Origin of the sequence: Baekduia soli (genome assembly GCF_007970665.1) — a bacterium.
Taxonomy (GTDB): Bacteria; Actinomycetota; Thermoleophilia; order Solirubrobacterales; family Solirubrobacteraceae; genus Baekduia; species Baekduia soli.
The window spans coordinates 330,512-350,006 of sequence record NZ_CP042430.1; the positions used below are offsets into that span (position 1 = coordinate 330,512).

Below are 19,495 nucleotides of genomic sequence, written 5' to 3' on the forward strand. Positions count from 1 at the left end.
TGTAGGCGATACCCGGTCTGGCGGCGTCGGCTACCGCGGCCAGGACGTTCAACAACATCACCCTTCTCCCTCGCGCCGTCTACATGCTGAACAACGGAGACGAGATCTCCGCGCTCGGGGTGTTTCCTTCGCCGTACCCAGCGTTCGCGGGCCATCGTCGGCGGAACGGACGCCCACAACGCGCACGCAGCACCCCTGACCAGCGTGTCGGCTGGGATGTCGTTCGCCGACACACCCATCCTGCTCCCATAGAGCCGCCCGACGTCGCTGCTGGAGGCGGTCGAGCCACCGGTTCCCGGTGCGGGCGACGAGCCCCCGCCGGTCAGCAGCCTGTGGTTCCCCGCGCGCGCCAGGCGCGATAGGCCGGGTACAGCTTGGTGAGATGCGGGTCGGCGAGTCCGACAGGGAAGACCGGATCCTCGCGCAGCGTGTATTGGAAGGCGGCGCGCACGCGGCCGTCGACGGCCCACCGCTCCAGCTGGGAGCCCATCTTTTGGCATCCTCCGGGCGCGTCGCCGATGCCGGTCTCGGTGATCCATACCGGCACGGGATTCGGGCAGCCGTGGCCATCAAGCGCGTGCTCGACGGCGGCCAGCAGCGCCTCGGTCCGGGACGCGGGCACCGGCTCGATGCGCACGCCGCCACCGCGCGGCCGCACGAGGTGCAGGTGCTGAGCCCAGGCGCCAGCGCCACAGACAAGCTTGTCGGGCATGTGGCGCACGAATTCGGCCGAGCCGACTGCCTTGGGTCGGCCTTCGGGAACGCCGGCTGTATCGCCGAGAACGAGACGCTGCGCTCCCGGCGCTTCATCGAGTTCGTCGGCCAGGGCCTGCACGATCTGCGCGTATAGGCCGGGGGACCGGGGCGGCGCGCGGTCGTCGCCGCATCCGGTCCGCTGGGGGTTCAGGAAGCCCGGAGCGTTCGGCTCGTTCCAGGCGCTCCACCACGGCAGGTCGACCTTCAGCGAACGACCGAGGGCCAGGAGCCAGCGCACGAAGGCCCGGTAGGCGTCGAGGTCGGGCATCCGCTGGTACGACGTGGTGCCCGGTCGCTCGCAGCCCGCGACGCGGCGCGCGGCCCATCGCGGCGTGCCGAAGAGAACCAGCACGGGCTCTGCCCCCAGCGCCGCGACCGCGCGCAGCGTGTCGCGCAAACCAGCGTACGGGGCACACGGGGCCTGTCCTCGCATGCACCCGTCGCTCGGAATCTCGGCGTTGGGCGCCAGGCCCTGGGTCGGCTGAAGGCGCGCCCAGTCGACCAGCACACGAACATACGCGGGCTTCAGCGCGACGAGCCGGTCGCGCCACGGCCCGAACCCGGTCGGCTGCGGGCCGGGGGCCAGGAGATGGGGGTTGGACTCGGTGATGCCGACGGCGAGCACAGGCGTCGGCGACGTTGTGGTTTCGGGTGGCGCTGCGCTGATCGCAGGCGGCGCCGGGGTGGTGGCTCGCCGAGCCTGGTCGCCGGCGCCACAGCCGGCGACCATCAGTGCAGCAAGGGCCGCAAGCAGGACAGCTAGCCGCAAGTTGGACCACTGACTCAGAAGCCGGCCGAGCATCGACGTGCATGGTGTCATCGGGGGCCGGGTCGACGGCCGCCTGGGCCCGTAATCCGTCCCGGCCCGGGGCCCCGTCCCCGACCGCCTCAGCCCCGGCCCCACGCAGTTCGGCCTCGACGGCGCCTGCCATTCGCAGCCGTGAACGCCGACCGTGGGACGAGGTCCTGCCACGGTCGCGGGTCGCGTCGGGGCCGCTGTCCCGGGGTACGAGTGAGTCGTGTCGTCCGCCATCGTTGAGATCGCCGCCGCCGGTAAGCTGACCGGGGTCAAGACAACCGGCCGGTGGATCGGTGATGCCGACCGGCCTGTGCTCGGCTGGCTGACCACCCCGGTCGATGGGCTTGCCACCGCAGGTGTGTTGGTCGTGCCCGATGTCGGCGCGCAGTACTGGAGTGCGCACTGGACGTTGCGTGCGCTGGCCGAGCGTCTTGCCGGCGAGGGCCGCACCGTCTTGCGCCTGGACTATGACGGCACCGGTGATGCCGCGGGCGATCAGCGCGACCAGGGACGGCTGAACGCGTGGCGGGCGAGCGCTGCCGCCGGCGCCTGCGAGCTACGTGCGCTCGGTTGCACGCGGCTGACGGTCGTCGGCGTCCGCTTGGGCGCGATGCTGGCGCTGCTCGATGGCGCCGACCTTCGCGCGGACGAGGTCGTGGCCTGGGCGCCGGAGCCCTCCGGGCGGCGTTATGTACGCGCCCTGCGCCTGCTCGGCGAGCCCGTGCCCGGCGAGGAGTCGCTGACCAGCGGCGGCGTCCTGTTCTCCGCTGAGACGCTCGAGGCGCTCGGGACGCTCGACCTCGCCCGGATCGCTCGGGCGCCGGCGCTCCGAGCGCTGGTCATCGGCGACGTCGGGCGTCGAGCTGTCGCACGCCTGTCTGACCTGGGCGTTGAGCTTGACGTCGTAGGAGCCGACGACTCGCAGGTCGCATTGGACCGCTCGCCCGAGGATGCGCAGGTCGCCGTGTCAGTCGTCGAGGCGATCGCCGGCTGGGTCGCGCCGCCGGAGCCGGCCGCGCCGCTGCCGGAACCGCCGGCGCGCCCGATCGCGCGCTTGACGTGGCAGGGGCGCCGTGTGTCGGAGGAGATTGTGTCGGTGCACGGCCTCGCCGGCGTGCTCACCGAGCCCGTGAACCCGCGCGCCGACGCATGCACGGTCGTGTTCCTGAACGCCGGGTCCTCCTCGCATGTGGGGCCGGCGCGCGCGTGGGTCGAGTATGCGCGGTCGCTGGCGGCGGCCGGGCACCGAGCGCTGCGCGTCGACTGGCGCGGCTGGGGCGAGAGCCCTGACGAGGGTTATGCGCCTGGCCGGCCCTACGATCCACACACGCACACCGAGACGATCGCGCTCGTCGGTGCGCTGCAGGCCCTCGGCCACGAGCGCGTCGTGCTCTGCGGGCTGTGCGGGTCGGCGTGGATGGCGCTGCGCGTCGCGCGCGAGGCGCAGGTCGCGGGGGTGCTGGCCATCAACCCGCAGCTGTACTGGCGCTGGGGTGACCCGGTGCTCTCGCAGACGGACACGGGGATCGAGCGCACCGACCAACGCCTGCGCGAGGAGCGCGGCCGCCGGCTGCGATTGTGGACGGCGCTGGACCTCGTCGGGCATCGACCGCCCGCGGGGCGCTTGCTCGACGAGCTGGCACAGGCACACGTGCCGATCCTGTTGCTGTTCGCCGAAGGCGACGACGGCTTGGGCTTCCTGCGCAACCGCCTGGCCCGCCGAGTCGCCACGCTGCGCCGCACAGGGTTCGTGCATGTCGAGGAGATCGCCGGGATCGACCACGGCATGCACCGTGCGTGGCTACGGCCGCAGATGGCGCGCGCGATGCTCACCCACCTGGATCGGATCGGCTGAGCCGGTGCTCGAGGACCTTTCGCGGCTGCGCTCGCTGCACGGCGCCACGGCTGTCCTGTGGGGCGGCGACAGCGCACGCGTCGAGGAGGAGCGCTGGGTCGCGCTGGGCATCGGGCGACACATCGACTTCAACATCGTCCTGCTCCACGGCCGCGCGGGCGGGCAGGCGATTCCACAGGCGCTGGCCGATGTCGCCGCCGCGGGCGTGCCGGCGATCGTCATGGTCACCGCTGCCGTGCTGGCCGACGTTCAGCAGCTCGTCGAGGCATCGTGGGTCTGCATCGGCGCCATGCCGCTCATGGCCCTCGACCTCCACAGACTGCCCGCGCCAGACGAGGCCGGCCTGCCCGTCCGGCGGCTGGCACCCGACGAGGTCGCCGCGGCACAGGGCCTCGTGCAGGAGGCCTTCGGCTATGACCGTGAGGCGGCGCGGACAGCCCTGCCCGAGACGGCCGCCGACGCCCCAGGACGCGCGGTGTGGGGGGTGTTCGACGACGACGGGACGCTGCTGAGCAGCGCGGGGACGATGGTCGTCGAGGACGTCGTGGCGGTCTGGTCGATGGCCACCGCAAAGGCGCACCGGCGCAGGGGCCACGCGGCCCGGCTGCTGCGCGGCGCGCTGGCGGGGGCCCGCGACGAAGGCGCCCGGTCCTGCCTGCTGACCGCGTCGGCCGTCGGGGTGCCGTTCTACCGCGCGCTCGGTTTCACCGAGCTCGAGAGCTGGCAGCAGTGGTCGCGGCCGCGGTGGGTCCTCGGACGTGTATGACGCACCGCGACCAGGACCGGGCCGCCGGCAGCGTCACCAAGACGTGCGCCCCGCACTCCCTCGCCGCAATGGAGGCGGCCCATCGTCGAGCGTTCGCTCCGGCACGACGGCGTCAGGGCGCCGCAGCCCGTCGAGCGCGCCGAGATCCAGGGTGCCAGCATCGATCAGCCCAGGCAGTCAGCGACCCTGCGAGTCGGCCTCCGCTGGACCAACCCGACGAACGCGCCGGTTCTGTGGCGTCTCAGCCGCCGGGCAGATCGCGCGACGTCGACGAGGTCATCGCCGCGAGGTCGAGCTCGGGCGTCATCGCGCTCAGCTGCTGCTGCCGTGCGCCATCCCGGCCGTCGCAGACCCCGATGAATCCGACGACGGCCGCCGACCCAGGCATCCGCCTCGCGCGGGCCCCTCAGTGCGTCTGCCGCTGGTAGGTTCACCCGATGCCCGACCGCGTCGCGTTCGTCTCCAACGTGCGTCAGTTCGCCGGGCCGGGGACGTCGGCGGCACTCCTCGCAGACGGGTTTCTCGTCGTTTGCCATGATCGGGCGTTCGCCGACCCTGAGCGGCGCGCCCACTTCGCCGCCCAGCACCCCGACCTCGACGTCTTGGCCGACCAGGAGCCAGACGCGGCTGTCGCGTCGGCGATCGCCAAGCACGGCCGACTGGACGTCGTCGTCACCAACGACCTCATCTTCAGCAGCATGTACGGGGAGCCGCCCGAACCGGCGGAGCCCGGTGAGGCGGTGTTCCGGCCCACCGCACTTGAGGACGCGAGCGTCGAGGAGTTCCGGGCGACGCTGGAGGCGCTGACCGTCCGGCCTTTCGCGGTCTGCCGCGCGGCACTGCCGACGTTGAAGGCACAGGGCGGCGGCATCATCATCTTCATCACGGCGGGCATGCACAACCGCGCCAACCCCCAGCTGCAGATGGGAAGCGCAGCGCGCACCGCAGCGACCAACCTCGCCCAGTCTCTGGCGGTCGACGCCGGGCCCCGCGGCGTGCAGGTGTTCGCGATCGGCCCGGCGTGGTTTCAGAACCCCACGTACTTTCCCGACGTCCATCGGGAGCAGTTCATGCCGATCGTCGAACGCGACGTGCCCTTGCGCCGGCTCGGAACCCAAGAGGAGATGGGCGCCCTGGTGTCCTTCCTTGCCTCCGGCCGCGCGGCGCCGCTCACAGGCTCGTTCCTGCCCTTCGTGGGCGGCCTCATGGTCGGCACGTAGCCGCCCTCTCTCCCCACGTCCGCGGGTCCTGGGCGGCAGCGCTGAGCGCAACCTGCCCGTCACTGCAGGTTGGGGAGCTGTCGTGCGTCGCAACGAGAGCGCGACAGGCCGGTTTGGGCAACGCTGACGGGTATGACCGTCGACGCCAATGCGGCGCGACTGTCGATACCAGCTACGCGTTGCCGACGATGTCGGGTGGGCTGCGCCGCCACTTTCGCGACCGCAGCGGGGCTGCTCGGCCGCCGCGCGACCTTCAAGAACAGGCTGCTTCTCTGAATCGGGGATGTATTGCCCTGCGCGCCGACGTGGCGTCGAAAGCCAGGTCGACGATCACGGCGGCCGGCCTTCTTGGCCGGCCGCCGGCTCAACACCCGGACCCCAGCTCCTGGCCCGGCAATCCGGGTCGAGGAGTCGCTGTCTACTGCACGGTCACCGTCGCATGCATGAAGGGATGGATCAGGCAGTAGAACTCGTACGTGCCGGGCGCGTCAAAGCGCACGGAGCCCGAGCTGTTGAGGCGCGACGTCTGCGGGCTGGTGTCCATGACGCCGGTGTTCCAGAACCCGTTGCCGTGCGCTGCCGGCGTCAGCGATGGCAAGTTCGGCGGCGGGTCGCTCGGGTACACGGCGGCCGGATCGAACACCGGCGAGTTGATCGAGGCGGCCAGCTTGCCCAGGTAGCTGTTGCTGTCCCTCATGGGGTCCCCAGGGCCGGTCGTCGCGGTGTGGACGTCGTAGGAGTTGGGGCTCATCTTGAACTGCAGCGTCGTGCCGATCGGCACCGTGACGGCGCTCGGGAAGAACGAGTATGTCTCGACGCCATGCGGGCCAGAGCTGCCGACGTACACGACCCCAGTGGGCGGGATCGTGTGGGCGTTGCGCTTGGCCTGCTTTTCGGCGGCGCTGACCTGACGCTCGATCGCCTTCGTATCCGCGGCGACCGACGCGACCCTCGCCCTGGCCGATTTCACGTGAACGACGCCCTTCATCCCGGGGTGGACGTCGCAGTAGTAGGTGTAGTCGCCGGTCTTGGTGAACCGGACCGTGAAGGGCTTCGGGTGGTTGGCGAACGGCAGCCCGCTCTCAACCCGCTTGGTGCCGTCGTAGACGACACTCTTGCCGTAGAGCATCTTGCCCAGCGCGGGTGTGAATCCCAGCTGATCTTGGCCGTTGAACCAGAACGGGTTGCCGGCGGCGTCCATAACCCCCGACAGCTTGGTGCCCGTCGCGCTGATCAACGGCAGCTGACGGGCGCCGCGGGTGGGGAAGTCAACCGTATGAAACCCACTCGGATCGAACCGGACGTTCTGTCCGACGCGCACCGAGATGCTATGGGGAAAGAAGTCGTTGACGTCCGAGTTCAGCTTGTCGTTCAACGTCTTCTGAGCCGACGGCGGCACGCCCATATACACCGTCTTGACCTTCGCTTGGGCGGCCGTCGGGATCATCAGCAATGCTGCCGCCGCGGCGGCGATAGAGCTACGAGAGCGCAGAGACAACTGGGCCTCCTGAGGTCGGGCTGACGCGGGAGCCCGATCCTAAGTCTGCCCGATGAGAGCGGGCAAGAAGGCTGTCCGCACACGCGTTCCAGCCCGGCTGCCGCCCCAGCCGACGGCCCGTCAGCCCGGCCCCGACGTCCCGTCCGGGCCGGGCTACGTAGCAGCGTCACGTCTTGGCTGCAGCGTCACTGCTGCGGGGCTGCCCACCCTGGGCCGGGCGCAGGGCCCACGAAGGGCACGAGTTGGCCGCTGCAACGCGCAGGCAGCCGCCCGGCGGCGCGTGAGCGTCGCGACGGTGCAGGGCTGCGGCGGAACAACACCTGGATGACACGAGCTATCGCGCCATCGAGCGGATGCTTTGTTGTGTCGGTGTGATCATCCATACGCTGACGCTTGACTTCTGGCGCCACTGCGCAAGAGTCGCGGAGACGACCGCCAGACGTCGCTCGGGTCCTGGTAACCGGCGCTCACTTGCTGCCCGGCAGGCACCCATGTCGTCGCAACACCATGGGTGCCACGGCTTGCCGGCCCCGGGGCTGGGTCGCCGCTGCCCGCTAGGAGAACATCACCATGAACACGAAGACCAAACTCACTCTGGCCTTCCCCTTGGGAGCCGCGGCGTACCAGGTGGCCTCGTTGACGGCGGCGTCGCTGGTGGATCTGCGAGCCGCGGCTATCGCCCTCCTGCAGGACGAGACACTCAGACGCTCCAACGACCCGCACGACGATGATCCGTGGAGGCTGCCCCACCAGAACGCCGCACTGTATCGGCGGCTGAGCTACAGCCACGACTGACCTCCTCGCCGTCGCGACCGCGACGCGTTGGCGAGGACGGCCAATCACGGGACCCACGCCGCCAACCGCATTCGCTTTGTGCGACGCTCGTTGTACGGACCCTGCCGCCCGCAAACGGGCGACCTGCGCCGGAAGCTGGAGGAACCTTGGTCGAACGTCGAACGCCCGGCCTTGCAGGTAGCCGGGCGTTCTGGACCAAGACGGCCGTTCGAATGCAGGGGGTGCGTTGCGGGCGGCACGCCAAACCTACTCAAACCTCACCGCGGCCTGCAAGGGACCCCGGTCAGGAGCCGACGGTCGGTCGTGGATCGGCTACGACGCAAAGCACGGCGATAGCCCCACGGTCCCCTCGCGCCTCAGCCGTGAGTCAACGGCGGTGGAAGGCCTCGACGAGCGGCCAGAGGCGAGCCTGGCGGTCCCTGGGCCCAGCCGCCGTGACGGCTCGAGTCGCTCGTGTGCCCTGGTGCTGCTCGGCGTGTTGAGACGCCAGACTGCCTCGATGCGACGCTTGGGTCTGCTGCTCGCCGCGCTGCTGCTCTCCGCGCCGACGTACTCGAACCCGGTGATTGACGGTGATCATCCGGATCCCAGCGTCGTGCGCGTCGGGGCTGTGTTTCTGGCGAGCGTGACGACCAGCGCTTGGGCGCCGGTGTTTCCGCTGTATCGGTCGCGTGATCTCGTCAACTGGCGCCCGATCGGTTCGGTGCTGCCGGTGCCGCCGGCCTGGACCAATGGGAAGTTCTGGGCGCCGGAGTTGGCGCACGAGCCGGGTCGGTATCTGGCGTATTGGGGTGCCGCGCGGCGCGATGGGCCGCCGTGCATCGCGCTCAGCACGGCAGCCCGTCCGCAAGGGCCGTGGCGGTATCGCGGCCGGGTGACCTGTCCGCCCTCGGGGGCGATTGACGCTGCTCCGTTTCGCGACGTGGACGGCGGGCGGTGGTTGCTGTGGAAGCAGATGGGGCCGGGCAACGGCATTCGGATCCAGCGGCTGGGTCGTGGCGGCCTGCGTGTTCGCGGGCCGTCGGTTGCGCTGGTCAGGCCCGACACCCCGTGGGAGCAGGGCGTGACTGAGGCGCCGTCGCTGGTGTGGATCGGTGGACGCTATCTGCTGTTCTACGCCGGCGGGCATTGCTGCCGGGTCCCGTGCTCCTACGGGGAGGGTGTGGCGCAGGCCGTGTCGCTGCTCGGTCCCTATGTCAAGGATCCGGCCAATCCGATTCTTGCCAGCGGCGAGGATTGGGCGTGTCCCGGGCACGGAACCGTGGTGGGCAGCGGGGCCGGGGGGCTGTTCTTGCTGCACCACGCCTATAGGGCCACCGATGCCCAGGACCTCAGACGCCGCGTGCTGCTGGATCCCGTGGGCTTCGGACCCGACGGATGGCCGGTCATCGGCGCCGGCGGCATCTCGGTCTCGACTGCAGACAGCCCGCTGGGGCAGCCACAGCAGCCGGCGGCCGGCGGCTTCTCCGACGGATTCGACTCCGGCCTGGAGCCTGGGTGGGAGTGGCTCTTTGACGCTCGGCCCGATCTGTCGGTCGTCGGTGGGGGACTTGATGAGCGCTGCACCGGGGCCCTGAGCTTCGTCGCTCGGCAGGTGGCGGGCGACCGTGTCGCCGCAACGACCACCGTCGAGCCGCCGATGGGCGATGCGGCCGTCGGGCTTGCGGTCAATCTCGGCCGCGGGGTGCGCGGCGTCGAGCTGCGCCACGGGCGTGTGCGGTCGTTCGTGGCGTCGCCGTCCGGCGCAAGGACGGGCCGATCGGTGGCGGTGCCCGCCCGTCGGCGCGTGCAGTTGACGGTGACGCTCGCTCCTGGCGGCCACCTGGCCACCTACGTCGGTGACGGCGTCGGTGGCCAGCGGCGCGTCGATGCGGGTCCAGCCGCCAGCGGGGCGGTGCCCACGCGGGTGGCCCTCACCTGCCGCGGACGAGGCACGGCCAGGTTCCTCTTCGCCCGTGCACACGTCGGATGATCATCGACCAGCCGGCGCTGCCACCCGCCAGCAGCGCGGGCATCAGGCGGACGTTGTGTCGCGCCTCGGAGACGAACACCACGTCGACGACGGTCGTCAGCACGATGAACGCCAGCAGGACGACGAGACGCATGTCGCGGACGACGCCTATCGCGCCGAGCAGACCGAGCAACGCCACCCCCGCCAGAAGCCGGTGTTCCCAGGTGGCCCCGGGACCCGCACGGTGACGGGTCCCGGCGTAGGCCCCGCCCCACATCCGCCAGAGCTTGCGCACCTCCATGCCGGCGAACGCCACCGGGCGCCCGAGCGCGTAGCGACGCAGGTTCTCCCGGGCGGCCGCGCGCAGCGCCGCATCGCGCGTCCGACCCGGGTACTGGGCGGCCACGGCGTCCAGGACCAGCTCCTCGGGCAGCGCAAAGGTCCTGACATGCCGTGTGGCGGGATGAACGCGCCGCGTCTGAGCGGCGAACTGTCGCTTGACGCCGAAGATCGTGCCGTTGGCTGGCAGATCGGTGCCGACGAACAGGTTGGCGGCCCCCCCGTCGGTCACCGGGACGACATGGTGAGCGTGGCTGCTGGCAAAGACCGACCACGGCGCCATGACGGCCACGGCGCCCGAGAGCATCACCGCCCCGGACATGAGGCCACGGCGCATGCCGCTGATGCGGCTCGCTGCCATCGTCACGACGAACGGGAGGAGTACCGCGACGGGCACCAGGTCGCCACGGACCAGCGCCGCCAGTCCGAGCGTGCCCCCGGCCGCCAGGAAGCGGGTCGGCCGGCGACCTTGGTCTCTCATCGACCACGCCAGCATGAGCAGGGCCAGCACGATCATCAGCGCGCCGAGCGTTTCGGTGCCGGTCGTCCCGCTGGCTCGCGAAAGCGGCTGGTAGACGGTCACCACGACACTCGCACCCAGGCCGGCCAGCGGCCCGGCAAGGGCCGCAGCAAGCAGGAAGGTGGCCGGGATCAGCAAGGTGCCCACAGCGACCTGAGCGCCGACGGCGGTCTGCCGATCCACAGGCTGACCGGTGAGCTCGGCGGCGGCCGCAAACAGCAGTGGGGTGCCCGGCGCCCAGCGAAACGGCTGCTTGAGGCCGAGGTCTCCCCAGTGCCCGCGCTCTACGACATCGCGCGCGAGCCGCAGGTACGCACGCTCATCGGCCGACAGACGTCCATGAGCAGGAGGCGCCCATCGCAGCTCCAACGCGGCGGAGGCGCTCATGAGGACGGCGATGGCCAGGGCGATCGTCAGCGCCGGGCGACGCGATACCCGGCGTGCGAGACGTCCCATCGCGAGGCCATCGCCTGGAGGATTCATTGGCCGCTCGCAGGCTGCCGCTCGAGTAACAACGCCGACACCGTCGCGCGTCCAAAGCCATGCTGGGGGAGCACCGAGTCGATGACCCGCACGGTCGGGTCGGCGAGCCGGTCGTGCTGCACCCGCCGGGCCAGCTGGCGGATGCGCCGCGTCCACGGTGCGCTGGGGGCCGAGAAGCGCGGCTGCACGAGCAGGAGCTGCTGGCCGGACCGCAGACGTCGCAGCACCTGCGCGAACGTCGTAGCCGCCTCGGGCCGGTCCAGCCTGGCCATCGCGTCGCGCCAGTCCATGACCCCGGCATCGGCCACGCGCCCCAGCGGAGTCGCGAAGCGCGTGCTTGGCGGCAGGTAGTAGTGCAGTACAGGGACCTCTTCGGGCTGCGTGGAGAACACCTGGACGCCGGCCGGCAAGACCGGGCCCAGGCGCTGGGCGACCTCGGCGACATTGCTCTTGTGCGCCATCGCAGCGTGGGTGGGCTTGCCATACCAGGAGCCCACGAAGATGACGGCGAGTACCGCTACGGCGACCGGTCCGGCGCGCGACAGGGCCGCGGCGATCACGATCGCCACGGGCGCGAGGACGATCACGAGGTAGCGCAACGCCCACGCCGGGGAGGAGAGGTTCGACCAGGCATAGGCGACCGCGAACGTCAGCAGGGCCACGCCCGCGGTGGCCAGCGCCGCACGCCGGACCGCCGGGTACCGATCTGCACGCAGCAGCTGGCCACAGCCCGCCAACGCAAACAGCAGCAACACGGTCTCCGGCACGCGGCCACCCAGCAGCCGCTCAAAGGCGGTGCTGATCGACTTCCAATGGGGCGCGTGAGACCACGGCGCGCCGGTGTGCTGAGCCTGGACGACGACAATGGGAAGCCAGGGCAGGAACAGCACGAGCGCGCCACCGAACCCGATCGCGCCCGAGATCATCAGCTGCCGGCGCAACGGGCGGCCGCTCGCCGCCACCAAACAGAGCCAGACCAGACCAGCCGCCGCGACATAGAACAATCCCCAGTTGTGGGTGTACATGACCGCAGCCAACGCCCCGGCGACACCCAGCGCCCAGCCCCGATGGCCGGGCGCGACCACGAAGGCGCGCAGGAAGGCGCCGGTCGCGAGCAGCCCCATCAACAACAACATGGAGTACATGCGAACTTCAATCGCGTACGTCGCGGCAAACGGATCGAGCGCCACCAACACCGCAGCAAACACTCCCGCCCGCCGTCCGAATACGCCGCCCGTCGCCCAGAACGCCGCTGGGATCGCCAGCACCGCGAACAGCAGTGACAGCACATGTCCTGACCTGACCGTCGAGCCCAGCACCGCGGTCCAGACATGAAGGAGCATGTAGAACAACGGTGGCGCGCCGTCCTGGCGCAGCACGCCCGGAATCGCCCACAACGGATGATGAGCCACACCGAACGAGATCCCCTCATCGATCCACAACGGCGCACCGAGATCACGCGTGCGGGCATGAACGGCCCAGGCCATCAACCCGACAAGCGCGACGAATACCGGCAGCCGACCAGCGATCAGGCGATCGACCCGGGGGCGTGACCGCCGGTGGCCGAGCCGCAGCGTGGTCGTCACGGGCGCATGCTGACGCCAGCAGGCCCAGAACTTCTGACACGAGGTGGTCACGGTGCTTCCCTCGGCAGACGACTCGGTGCAGGCTTCAAACACACTCGTGTAGAAGAGTGCCCGCTCATTCCCGTTCAGCAGGGTGGATGAATTGATGACGCAGGCGTCGGTGCCAGGGCAGAGTGTGCCCTACACCGACCCTCAGAGGGAGATATCGAAGTACCCACCCAGGCCCCCGATCCCATGACCGCGATTCGCACGCCCTCCAACCGCGAATTGATCCCGGCGCCCGGCCTGCGGCCGAGAAGCGTGCATCGACGCCGGTCCCACCGCATGCACCACGCATGGCCGGAGAGGTGGGGTCAGGTCAGGGACATGGAAGGCTCAAGGTGAAGCAACCTCCTGCCCCCGTCGCCTGGGCGCTGATGTCTCCGCCGGCCGAACGCGCCAGTCGTCGAGCCAGCGCGAGGCCGAGACCGGCACCGCTGTGAGCGCCGGGCATCCGGGCTGCGGTTCCGCGATGGGCTGGTTTGAAGATGTCCTGCAGCTCCGCGGCGTCGATGCCGGGACCGTCGTCGACGACTCGTACCTCGGCGTATGGGCCATTCCTTGCGGCCCGGACGTCAACCGAGCTACGGGCGAACAGCACGGCGTTCTCGACAAGCGGCGAGAGCATGCGTTCCACCAGCGCCGACTCAACACGCGCCTGCAGGCACGGCGACGCGAGATGAACACCAACGGTGACCTTGCGATGCGCAGCGACAACGCTACAGCTCTCGACAGCTCGGCCGATGGGTTCGTCGAGTTCTGACCGGCCGCTATCTGGCCCGGGATCCGCTCGCGCGGCTGCCATCAGGGTCTCGAGCAGGACGCCCATCTGACCCGCGGTATGCGTGATGGCCTCGAGGTCGGCGCGGACGGCTTCAGGCGTCTCCGGCTCGTGCGCCGCCAACTGGGCGCGGGCCGCAATCTTGGCAAGCGGTGTGCGTAGCTCATGAGATAGCTCAGCCGAGAGTCGCTGCTCATGACGCATGGCGGCTGCAAGCCGGCCCAGCAAGCTGTCCAGCGTCGCCGCCAGCTGGCTGAGCTCATCGGTCGGAGGCCCGAGATCGAACCGCCGATCGAGGTCCCAGGCGCTCCATTCGGCGGCCGAACGCGTCATCTGCGCCACGGGCCGCAAGGCAGCGTTGAGCATCCAGCGACTGAGCGCCGCCACTGCACCCAGCACGAAGAGCGCCAGAGCCAGTGACACCGCCAACGCGATGCGCCGCGTGTGCTGGTACGGCGCCAAGGAGGCGGCGACCACCAACGTCCCCAGACGCTGCCCATGGGACACAACGGGTACCGCCAGCAGTGCCGTCGGAGGCTGCGCGAGATTTCGCCTGCGGGTCCCGGAGGCCGCCATCTCCGCCGCCGCACGCCCCAGCCGTGGATCGCCTCGCGTCTCGGACACGGCGTGTGGCCCGAACACCCAGAGCTTGCTGTCCAATGAGTCGGGCTGGGACTGGCTGGTCAGGACGACGCGCCGGTTGACCAATCTCACGGTGTCCTGGGCTGCCGCCGCACGGGCATCGAGTACCGCCGCGATCTCGTGGTGCAGCCGATGGGCGATGACAACGTTGAACCCGACAGTCAAGACGACGACGGTGCCCGCGACCGCCGCGATGACCACGGCCAGCAGTCGCGCTCGCAGGCCACGGAAGTGAGCCAGCGGGTTCATCGCAGGATGTAGCCGACGCCGCGAACCGTGTCGACCACAGGTGCGCCGGGCAACGGAGCGAGCTTTCGCCGAATGCGACTGACGTGGACGTCCAAGGTGTTGTCGTGGATGATTCCCCCATAGGGCCAAGCCGCCCGGGCCAGCTCGTGCCGCCGAACGGCCACGCCTACGTGCGAAGCCAAGAAGGCCAGCAGACGGAACTCGGTCGGCGTGAGCGTGACGGCCTCCTTCCCGGTGTTCATCGCGAACGTCAACGGATCGAGCACGAGCCGTCCGACCCCGACATCGCGTGGGTACGACCCCCGGCGCAACAGCGCCGCGACACGCGCGGCGAGCTCGGCGATGTCAAAGGGCTTGACGAGATAGTCGTCTCCGCCCGCACTGAAGCCGGCAATCCGGTCAACGACCGCGCCACGAGCGGTGAGGAACAGCACCGGCGCCTCGACTCCTCCGGCGCGGAGGGCCTGGCAGAGGTCGCGGCCGTCGGTATCCGGCAAGCCGATGTCCAGGACCAGCGCGTCGTAGCGATGCTCGTCAACCCGCCTGAGCGCCTGCGCCCCCGTCGAGGCCTCGTCGATGGCCAGCTCGGCACCCCGCAGCGCGCGCACGATCAACGCTCGCAGCTCTGTGTCATCTTCGACGATCAGGATGCGCCGGCTCATCGCCTCCAGTATCGCCCCCTCCAGACAAACACGAGAGCGGCCTTCAGGAAGCCGTCATGTACGCCGTGCCACGGTGTCAGCATGAACGCTCCCCAGCACCACTCCGCACCGCCCGACGTCGTGTTCCGAGTCCGACCGGCCGTGTTCGGGGCCAGCGCCCTGAGCTGGCTGGTGCTGATCATCCTGGCGTTGCTCATGTCCGGCCAGCTGACCTGACTCCGTCTCCCGTGCCCCGAGCCGCGCGTGCTGCCGTCCCGGCATGCTGAACGGCCTCCGCGAACGCCTCGACAGCCCAGCCTGGTGGCGAGGTCGAGCCGGACCCGTGCTCGGACTCGTCCTGGGGCTCGCGATCGCCGCGATCATCGCAGAGCTCAGCCACGGGCAGACGCCGGCTCCACGCCCAACAGGGCGGCAGACCGCGAGTGACACCACGATCTGGGCGGTCGGCGACGCCGGACCAGCCGGCGACGACGCGATCGCTCGCCTCATCGCCCGCAGCGGCGCCGGCAACGTGTTGTTCCTCGGCGACGTCTACCACCAAGGCAACCAACAGGCCTTCGCTCGCTACGCGCGGACATACGGACGGTTGGCGGCCATCACCTCGGCGACGGTCGGCGACCAGGATGTCCGCGACATCGCGGACGGCTATCAGGCCTACTGGCACATCGTGCTCGAGGGGCCGCCGGCCCCGTGGTACGCCCTTTCCGTCGGCACGTGGCAAGTTCTCAGCCTGGACTCCGAAGCTGCCCACACCCCCGGATCCAGTCAGCTGAGCTGGCTCAGCACGCAACTCGCTCGGCCGGGCACCTGCCGCCTCGCCTTCTGGCATCGCCCACGCTTCAGCGCCGACGCCCAACACGGCGATCAAACGGACATAGCCCCGATCTGGAACCTCCTGCGCAGCCACGCTGCCATCGTCGTCGCCGCCCACGCCCGCAACATGCAACGGTTCAAACCGATCGACGGCATCACCGAGTTCATCTCCGGCGCCGGCGGCGCACCCCTCACGAGCAGCAGACCAGACGCCCGCCTGGCCTATGCAGACGCCCACGCGTACGGCGCTCTCCGGCTCACACTCCACGACGACAGCGCGGACTACGCCTTCGTCGCAACAGACGGCACGACCCTGGATCACGGCACCATTCCATGCCGCCCATGACGCCCGCCTGGCGCCGGACCCGCCGCACTGAACCTGGGGTCCGTGCTCTGGGCCGGTCGCGAACGTCAGCGCGTTCCTCGACCGGCGGCCGCGGCGACTTCGCGGATCAGCTCATCTCCCCGAGAGCGACGCGACCGGCGCGCTCAGGGGGTGGCAGCGGTGCTCGTGCCCTGGGCGCTGAGGGCATCGACCTTCTGGGCCAGCTCATCGACGCGCGTGCCGAGCCGCGCGATGGCGGCGGTCGGCGAACCGGTGCCCGTCGTGGCACGGCTGACCGCCGCCGTGAGTTGTTCCAGCTGGGTGCGCAGCGACTGCAGCTGCTGCTGGCTGGCCATCGCGCTCACACGGCTGTCCAGGCTCGAGACCGACGACCGACTCGCAGCGGTACCCGACCGACGTTCGAGTTCGTTGAGCCGACGGCTGAGGCTGGTGACACGTTGCTCGCTGGCGCCGCCGGACTTGTCACCGGAGTTGTGGATGAGCGCGTACGCCGCCATCCCGAGTGCGCCGACCGCGATCAGGGTCATGACCGCTAGCCAGCCTTTCAGCCACCGGACGTCGTCGACGAGGCGCCCCACCCACATGGGGTCAACGACGACCGCGGGCTCGCGAACGCCGGCCGAAGGCGGCGGCAGCGGAGCACGGACGGGACGCAGGGGCGCGGTCGGCGGATACTCATCCATGGACCGGTCCGTACCCGCTCACCCGGATTCCGGGACGGGATGCAGACCCGACCTCGACAAACGTGCGAGCTGATGTCGGTCCCCCCGGGGGCCGAAACGGCTGTGGGCATCCTGTTGCCTGTCCAGCGGAGAGGCGTGGCCATCGCGTCGCGTGCGCAGCCAGGCCACGAAGGAATCCGCGACCTGGCGCTCGTGAACGGCGATCGCGGTCCGCGCCGACGCCGACGCCCACGCCCACGCCCACGCCGGACAAGGGGCCTCTCCACCCGATCCCCGAACCGGACCGGCACTGCCATGTGCGCCGCTCCGCCCCCCCGGCTCGGGGCATGGCTACTGGCCCAGCGACGCCACGAGGTTGATGGTGGTGGCGATGATGAGCGTGCCGAACATGTACGACAACAGGGCATGGCGCGTGGCGGTGTGACGAATCGCCTTTGCCTGCAGGTCGGTGTCCGACACCTGGAAGGTCATGCCGATGGTCAGAGACAGGTAGCCGAAGTCGGCATAGCTGGGCGGGTCGTCCTCATTGAAGCTGATGCCGCCCGGGGCGCCTTGGTAATAGAGGCGGGCGTAGCGCAGGCAGAAGACGGTGTGCACCACGCTCCAGGCCAGCAGGATGCTGATGATGCTTGCGCCGATCAGCAGGTCCTTGGTCGCACCGCTGCTGTGGCTGGCGCGCACGAGGATGATGCCCACAGCCAGCAGGCTGGCCAGACTGGCGGCGAGCAGCAGCCCGTCCGAGGCCCCGCGGCGGGGGTCATCGCGCCGGGCGTGCCTGGCGGTCCCAGCGGCGTCGACCGCCCACACCGACCACCAGATCCAGGCGAGGAACACGACCGCCGCGATGTCCCAGACCGCGAGCGGCACCAGCCACCAGATCCCGAGTGCCGCGACCACGGCACCGGCCAAGACGCCGACGACCGCGCAGACAGTGATTCGGATGCTGGCCGAGACGCCCCTACCGCGATCGGTCATGCGTTCCGCCTGCCCGATCGGAGCCTTGCTCATGAGGTGTGGATACCACGGTCCCCTCCTGCGCGCCGCACACGGGACGGGTGGCGCCGTCGCAACCGACCGGATGGGCACCGTGCCCCACCCCTGCTTCCCGCGCCGTCGCCGTCTGCACGACGGGCTCGTGATCCATGAAACCGCCCTGCCCAGGCGTCCCGGCGTCCCGGCAGCATCAGCGACACCGGCCCCAGGACGGGCCGTCCCGCCGTCGCCGGCCTCATGGTCATCGCCGAGACGGTTGATCGGTCGACGCGTCTCAGACCTCCAGGCTCAGCGGGTCAGCTGTCGTCCAAGCGAGGGGTCATGACCTCGTCGAGCATGAGTTTGACCGCGGCGGCTACGGGGATGGCCACCAGCGCACCGACGATGCCCAGGAGGGCGCCCCCCAAAGCGGTGGCCACCACCGTGATGAGGCCGGGAACCGCGACGGTATGGGCCATGACGCGCGGCATCAACAGGTAGTCCTCGAGCAAGCGGAACATGGTGTAGAACGCGGCGGTCGCGACCGCCAGCTTGACCGAGATCGTCAGGGCGATCAGGGAGACGATGATGCCGCCGACCGTTGAGCCGATCATCGGCACGAGGTCGAGGATGGCGACGAGCAGTCCAAGCAGCAGTGCATAGGGGATGCCGAAGGCCAAGCCCCATACCCAGGTCGCTGCCCCGGCGATCACCGAGGTCGTCGCGTTGCCGAGCACGTAGCCTCCGACGCGTCCGAAGACTTCGTCGGTGAGCAGGACCATTCGCGCGCGCCGGCTCCGTGGCGCCAAGCGGTAGACGCCATGGCGCACGCGAGGAAGATCGGCCAAGAGATACACCGTGACCACGACGACCACCACGACCGAGGCGACCAAGTCGAGCACCGCTTTGCCGACGGTCAGCGCGGTGTTGAACGAGCTCTTGCCGTTGAGCAGCCTCTGGACGCTGGCCACGAAGTGGTACTTGGCGTTGAGTCTGCCCACCTCGGTGCTTCGATCCTTGGCGGTGTGCAGGTAGGCGGGCAACTCGTCCGCCAGATGGCTGGCCTGTGTTACGACCACCGGAACGGCGAGTACCAAGAACCCTGCGAAGGCTCCAAGGCACAGCGCCAGCACCACCAGCACGGCCGCCCACCGAGGGAGTCCACGGCGATACAACCACAGCACCGCAGGCTCCAGGCCCAGGGCGATGAAGAACGCCAGTCCAATCAGGATCAGAACTTGTCCGGCGGCAACGACCGTCCACGCCAGCGCCGCTGCGCAAGCGACGCCGAGAGCGGCCATGAATCCGACGTAGAAGGGGGCTCTGCGGTCGAAGCGCTCACCGAGACGGCCATACTCCCGGTCGTCCGTCGCCCCGGCCTCCTGGGCGGCGTCGGCGTGAAGGTCTTCGATTGTCGCCTGAGTCGGCTCCTCCGGGGCACCGTCGATCGTCGAGGGCGTGGCATCAGGCGCCGCGGGGGGCAGGTCAGGCACGCCAGGATCCAAGATGCCGCATTGGGCCCTGCCTACCCGCTCGGGACCACAGCCAGCCAAGTGGCTGCGATCAACGACCGCGAAGCGTCCGGATCGGCTGGCGTTGGCTACCGCACGCGCCGAAGCAGGCGGCCGGCCACGGTTGCCGCCACGGCCACGCTGCTGGCCGCGAGGCACACGGCGCAGTAGGTATCGACCAAGGAACCGTCCCACCAGACCCACGATCGACCTCCCTGGCCGGGAGTGG

Annotated in this window: 16 protein-coding genes; 7 read left to right on the top strand and 9 right to left on the bottom strand. The window is 70.1% G+C overall.

Features of this window, described 5'->3' with window-relative positions:
- Window positions 1–322: 322 nt before the first annotated feature.
- Window positions 323–1,558, bottom strand: coding sequence for a hypothetical protein (locus FSW04_RS01450; protein WP_146915506.1), 1,236 nt, complete (start codon window positions 1,556–1,558; stop codon window positions 323–325).
- Between the two features lie 217 nt (window positions 1,559–1,775).
- On the opposite strand from FSW04_RS01450, the gene FSW04_RS25505 reads away from it, so the two are divergent.
- From FSW04_RS25505 to FSW04_RS01460, 3 genes are all read left to right on the top strand, one after another.
- Window positions 1,776–3,410 carry an alpha/beta hydrolase family protein gene (locus tag FSW04_RS25505; RefSeq protein ID WP_187369147.1) on the top strand — a complete coding sequence of 545 codons (1,635 nt, stop codon included), beginning with the start codon at window positions 1,776–1,778 and terminating at the stop codon, window positions 3,408–3,410.
- A 4-nt stretch (window positions 3,411–3,414) separates the two neighbouring features.
- The gene (locus FSW04_RS25510; RefSeq protein ID WP_187369148.1) at window positions 3,415–4,176 is read left to right on the top strand and encodes a GNAT family N-acetyltransferase; all 762 of its coding nucleotides are present in this window, start codon (window positions 3,415–3,417) and stop codon (window positions 4,174–4,176) included.
- A 437-nt stretch (window positions 4,177–4,613) separates the two neighbouring features.
- Window positions 4,614–5,396: an SDR family oxidoreductase gene (locus FSW04_RS01460; RefSeq protein ID WP_146915508.1), complete on the top strand. Its 783-nt coding sequence runs from the start codon at window positions 4,614–4,616 to the stop codon at window positions 5,394–5,396.
- 418 nt (window positions 5,397–5,814) lie between these two features.
- Here the strand turns inward: FSW04_RS01460 and FSW04_RS01465 are convergent, their stop codons facing one another.
- Window positions 5,815–6,843, bottom strand: a complete 1,029-nt coding sequence (locus FSW04_RS01465; protein ID WP_146915510.1) for a cupredoxin domain-containing protein — start codon at window positions 6,841–6,843, stop codon at window positions 5,815–5,817.
- Window positions 6,844–7,464: 621 nt separating this feature from the next.
- Between FSW04_RS01465 and FSW04_RS01470 the strand changes: the two genes are divergently transcribed.
- Together FSW04_RS01470 and FSW04_RS01475 are read left to right on the top strand one after the other, a co-directional pair.
- Window positions 7,465–7,689: a hypothetical protein gene (locus FSW04_RS01470; RefSeq protein ID WP_146915512.1), complete on the top strand. Its 225-nt coding sequence runs from the start codon at window positions 7,465–7,467 to the stop codon at window positions 7,687–7,689.
- A 463-nt stretch (window positions 7,690–8,152) separates the two neighbouring features.
- Entirely contained in the window at window positions 8,153–9,661 is a 1,509-nt protein-coding gene (locus FSW04_RS01475; RefSeq protein ID WP_146915514.1) for a glycoside hydrolase family 43 protein, read from the top strand.
- On the opposite strand, the gene FSW04_RS01480 is transcribed toward FSW04_RS01475, so the two are convergent.
- From FSW04_RS01480 to FSW04_RS01495, 4 genes are all read right to left on the bottom strand, one after another.
- The gene (locus FSW04_RS01480; RefSeq protein ID WP_146915517.1) at window positions 9,603–10,955 is read right to left on the bottom strand and encodes a hypothetical protein; all 1,353 of its coding nucleotides are present in this window, start codon (window positions 10,953–10,955) and stop codon (window positions 9,603–9,605) included. The two genes, FSW04_RS01475 and FSW04_RS01480, sit on opposite strands and share 59 nt — an antisense overlap.
- A 23-nt stretch (window positions 10,956–10,978) precedes the next feature.
- On the bottom strand, window positions 10,979–12,568 hold the full coding sequence (locus tag FSW04_RS01485; RefSeq protein ID WP_146915519.1) for a glycosyltransferase family 39 protein: 1,590 nt from the start codon (window positions 12,566–12,568) through the stop codon (window positions 10,979–10,981).
- 358 nt (window positions 12,569–12,926) lie between these two features.
- The gene (locus tag FSW04_RS01490; protein ID WP_146915521.1) at window positions 12,927–14,279 is read right to left on the bottom strand and encodes a HAMP domain-containing sensor histidine kinase; all 1,353 of its coding nucleotides are present in this window, start codon (window positions 14,277–14,279) and stop codon (window positions 12,927–12,929) included.
- Entirely contained in the window at window positions 14,276–14,941 is a 666-nt protein-coding gene (locus FSW04_RS01495; RefSeq protein WP_146915524.1) for a response regulator transcription factor, read from the bottom strand. Before FSW04_RS01495 ends, FSW04_RS01490 begins: the two co-directional genes overlap by 4 nt.
- Window positions 14,942–15,022: 81 nt before the next feature.
- Here FSW04_RS01495 and FSW04_RS27715 point away from each other — a divergent pair, with 81 nt between their 5' ends.
- On the top strand, window positions 15,023–15,157 hold the full coding sequence (locus FSW04_RS27715) for a hypothetical protein (RefSeq protein ID WP_267128281.1): 135 nt from the start codon (window positions 15,023–15,025) through the stop codon (window positions 15,155–15,157).
- Between the two features lie 106 nt (window positions 15,158–15,263).
- On the top strand, window positions 15,264–16,100 hold the full coding sequence (locus tag FSW04_RS01500; protein WP_146915526.1) for a metallophosphoesterase family protein: 837 nt from the start codon (window positions 15,264–15,266) through the stop codon (window positions 16,098–16,100).
- A gap of 143 nt (window positions 16,101–16,243) precedes the next feature.
- Here FSW04_RS01500 and FSW04_RS01505 read toward each other — a convergent pair whose 3' ends face one another.
- The 3 genes from FSW04_RS01505 to FSW04_RS01515 form a co-directional block, all read right to left on the bottom strand.
- Window positions 16,244–16,783 carry a hypothetical protein gene (locus FSW04_RS01505; protein WP_146915528.1) on the bottom strand — a complete coding sequence of 180 codons (540 nt, stop codon included), beginning with the start codon at window positions 16,781–16,783 and terminating at the stop codon, window positions 16,244–16,246.
- Window positions 16,784–17,113: 330 nt separating this feature from the next.
- On the bottom strand, window positions 17,114–17,791 hold the full coding sequence (locus FSW04_RS01510) for a DUF1345 domain-containing protein (protein WP_228430781.1): 678 nt from the start codon (window positions 17,789–17,791) through the stop codon (window positions 17,114–17,116).
- 281 nt (window positions 17,792–18,072) lie between these two features.
- Window positions 18,073–19,248 (bottom strand): AI-2E family transporter, encoded by a 1,176-nt coding sequence (locus FSW04_RS01515; protein WP_187369149.1) that lies wholly within the window; start codon window positions 19,246–19,248, stop codon window positions 18,073–18,075.
- Between the last annotated feature and the right edge of the window lie 247 nt (window positions 19,249–19,495).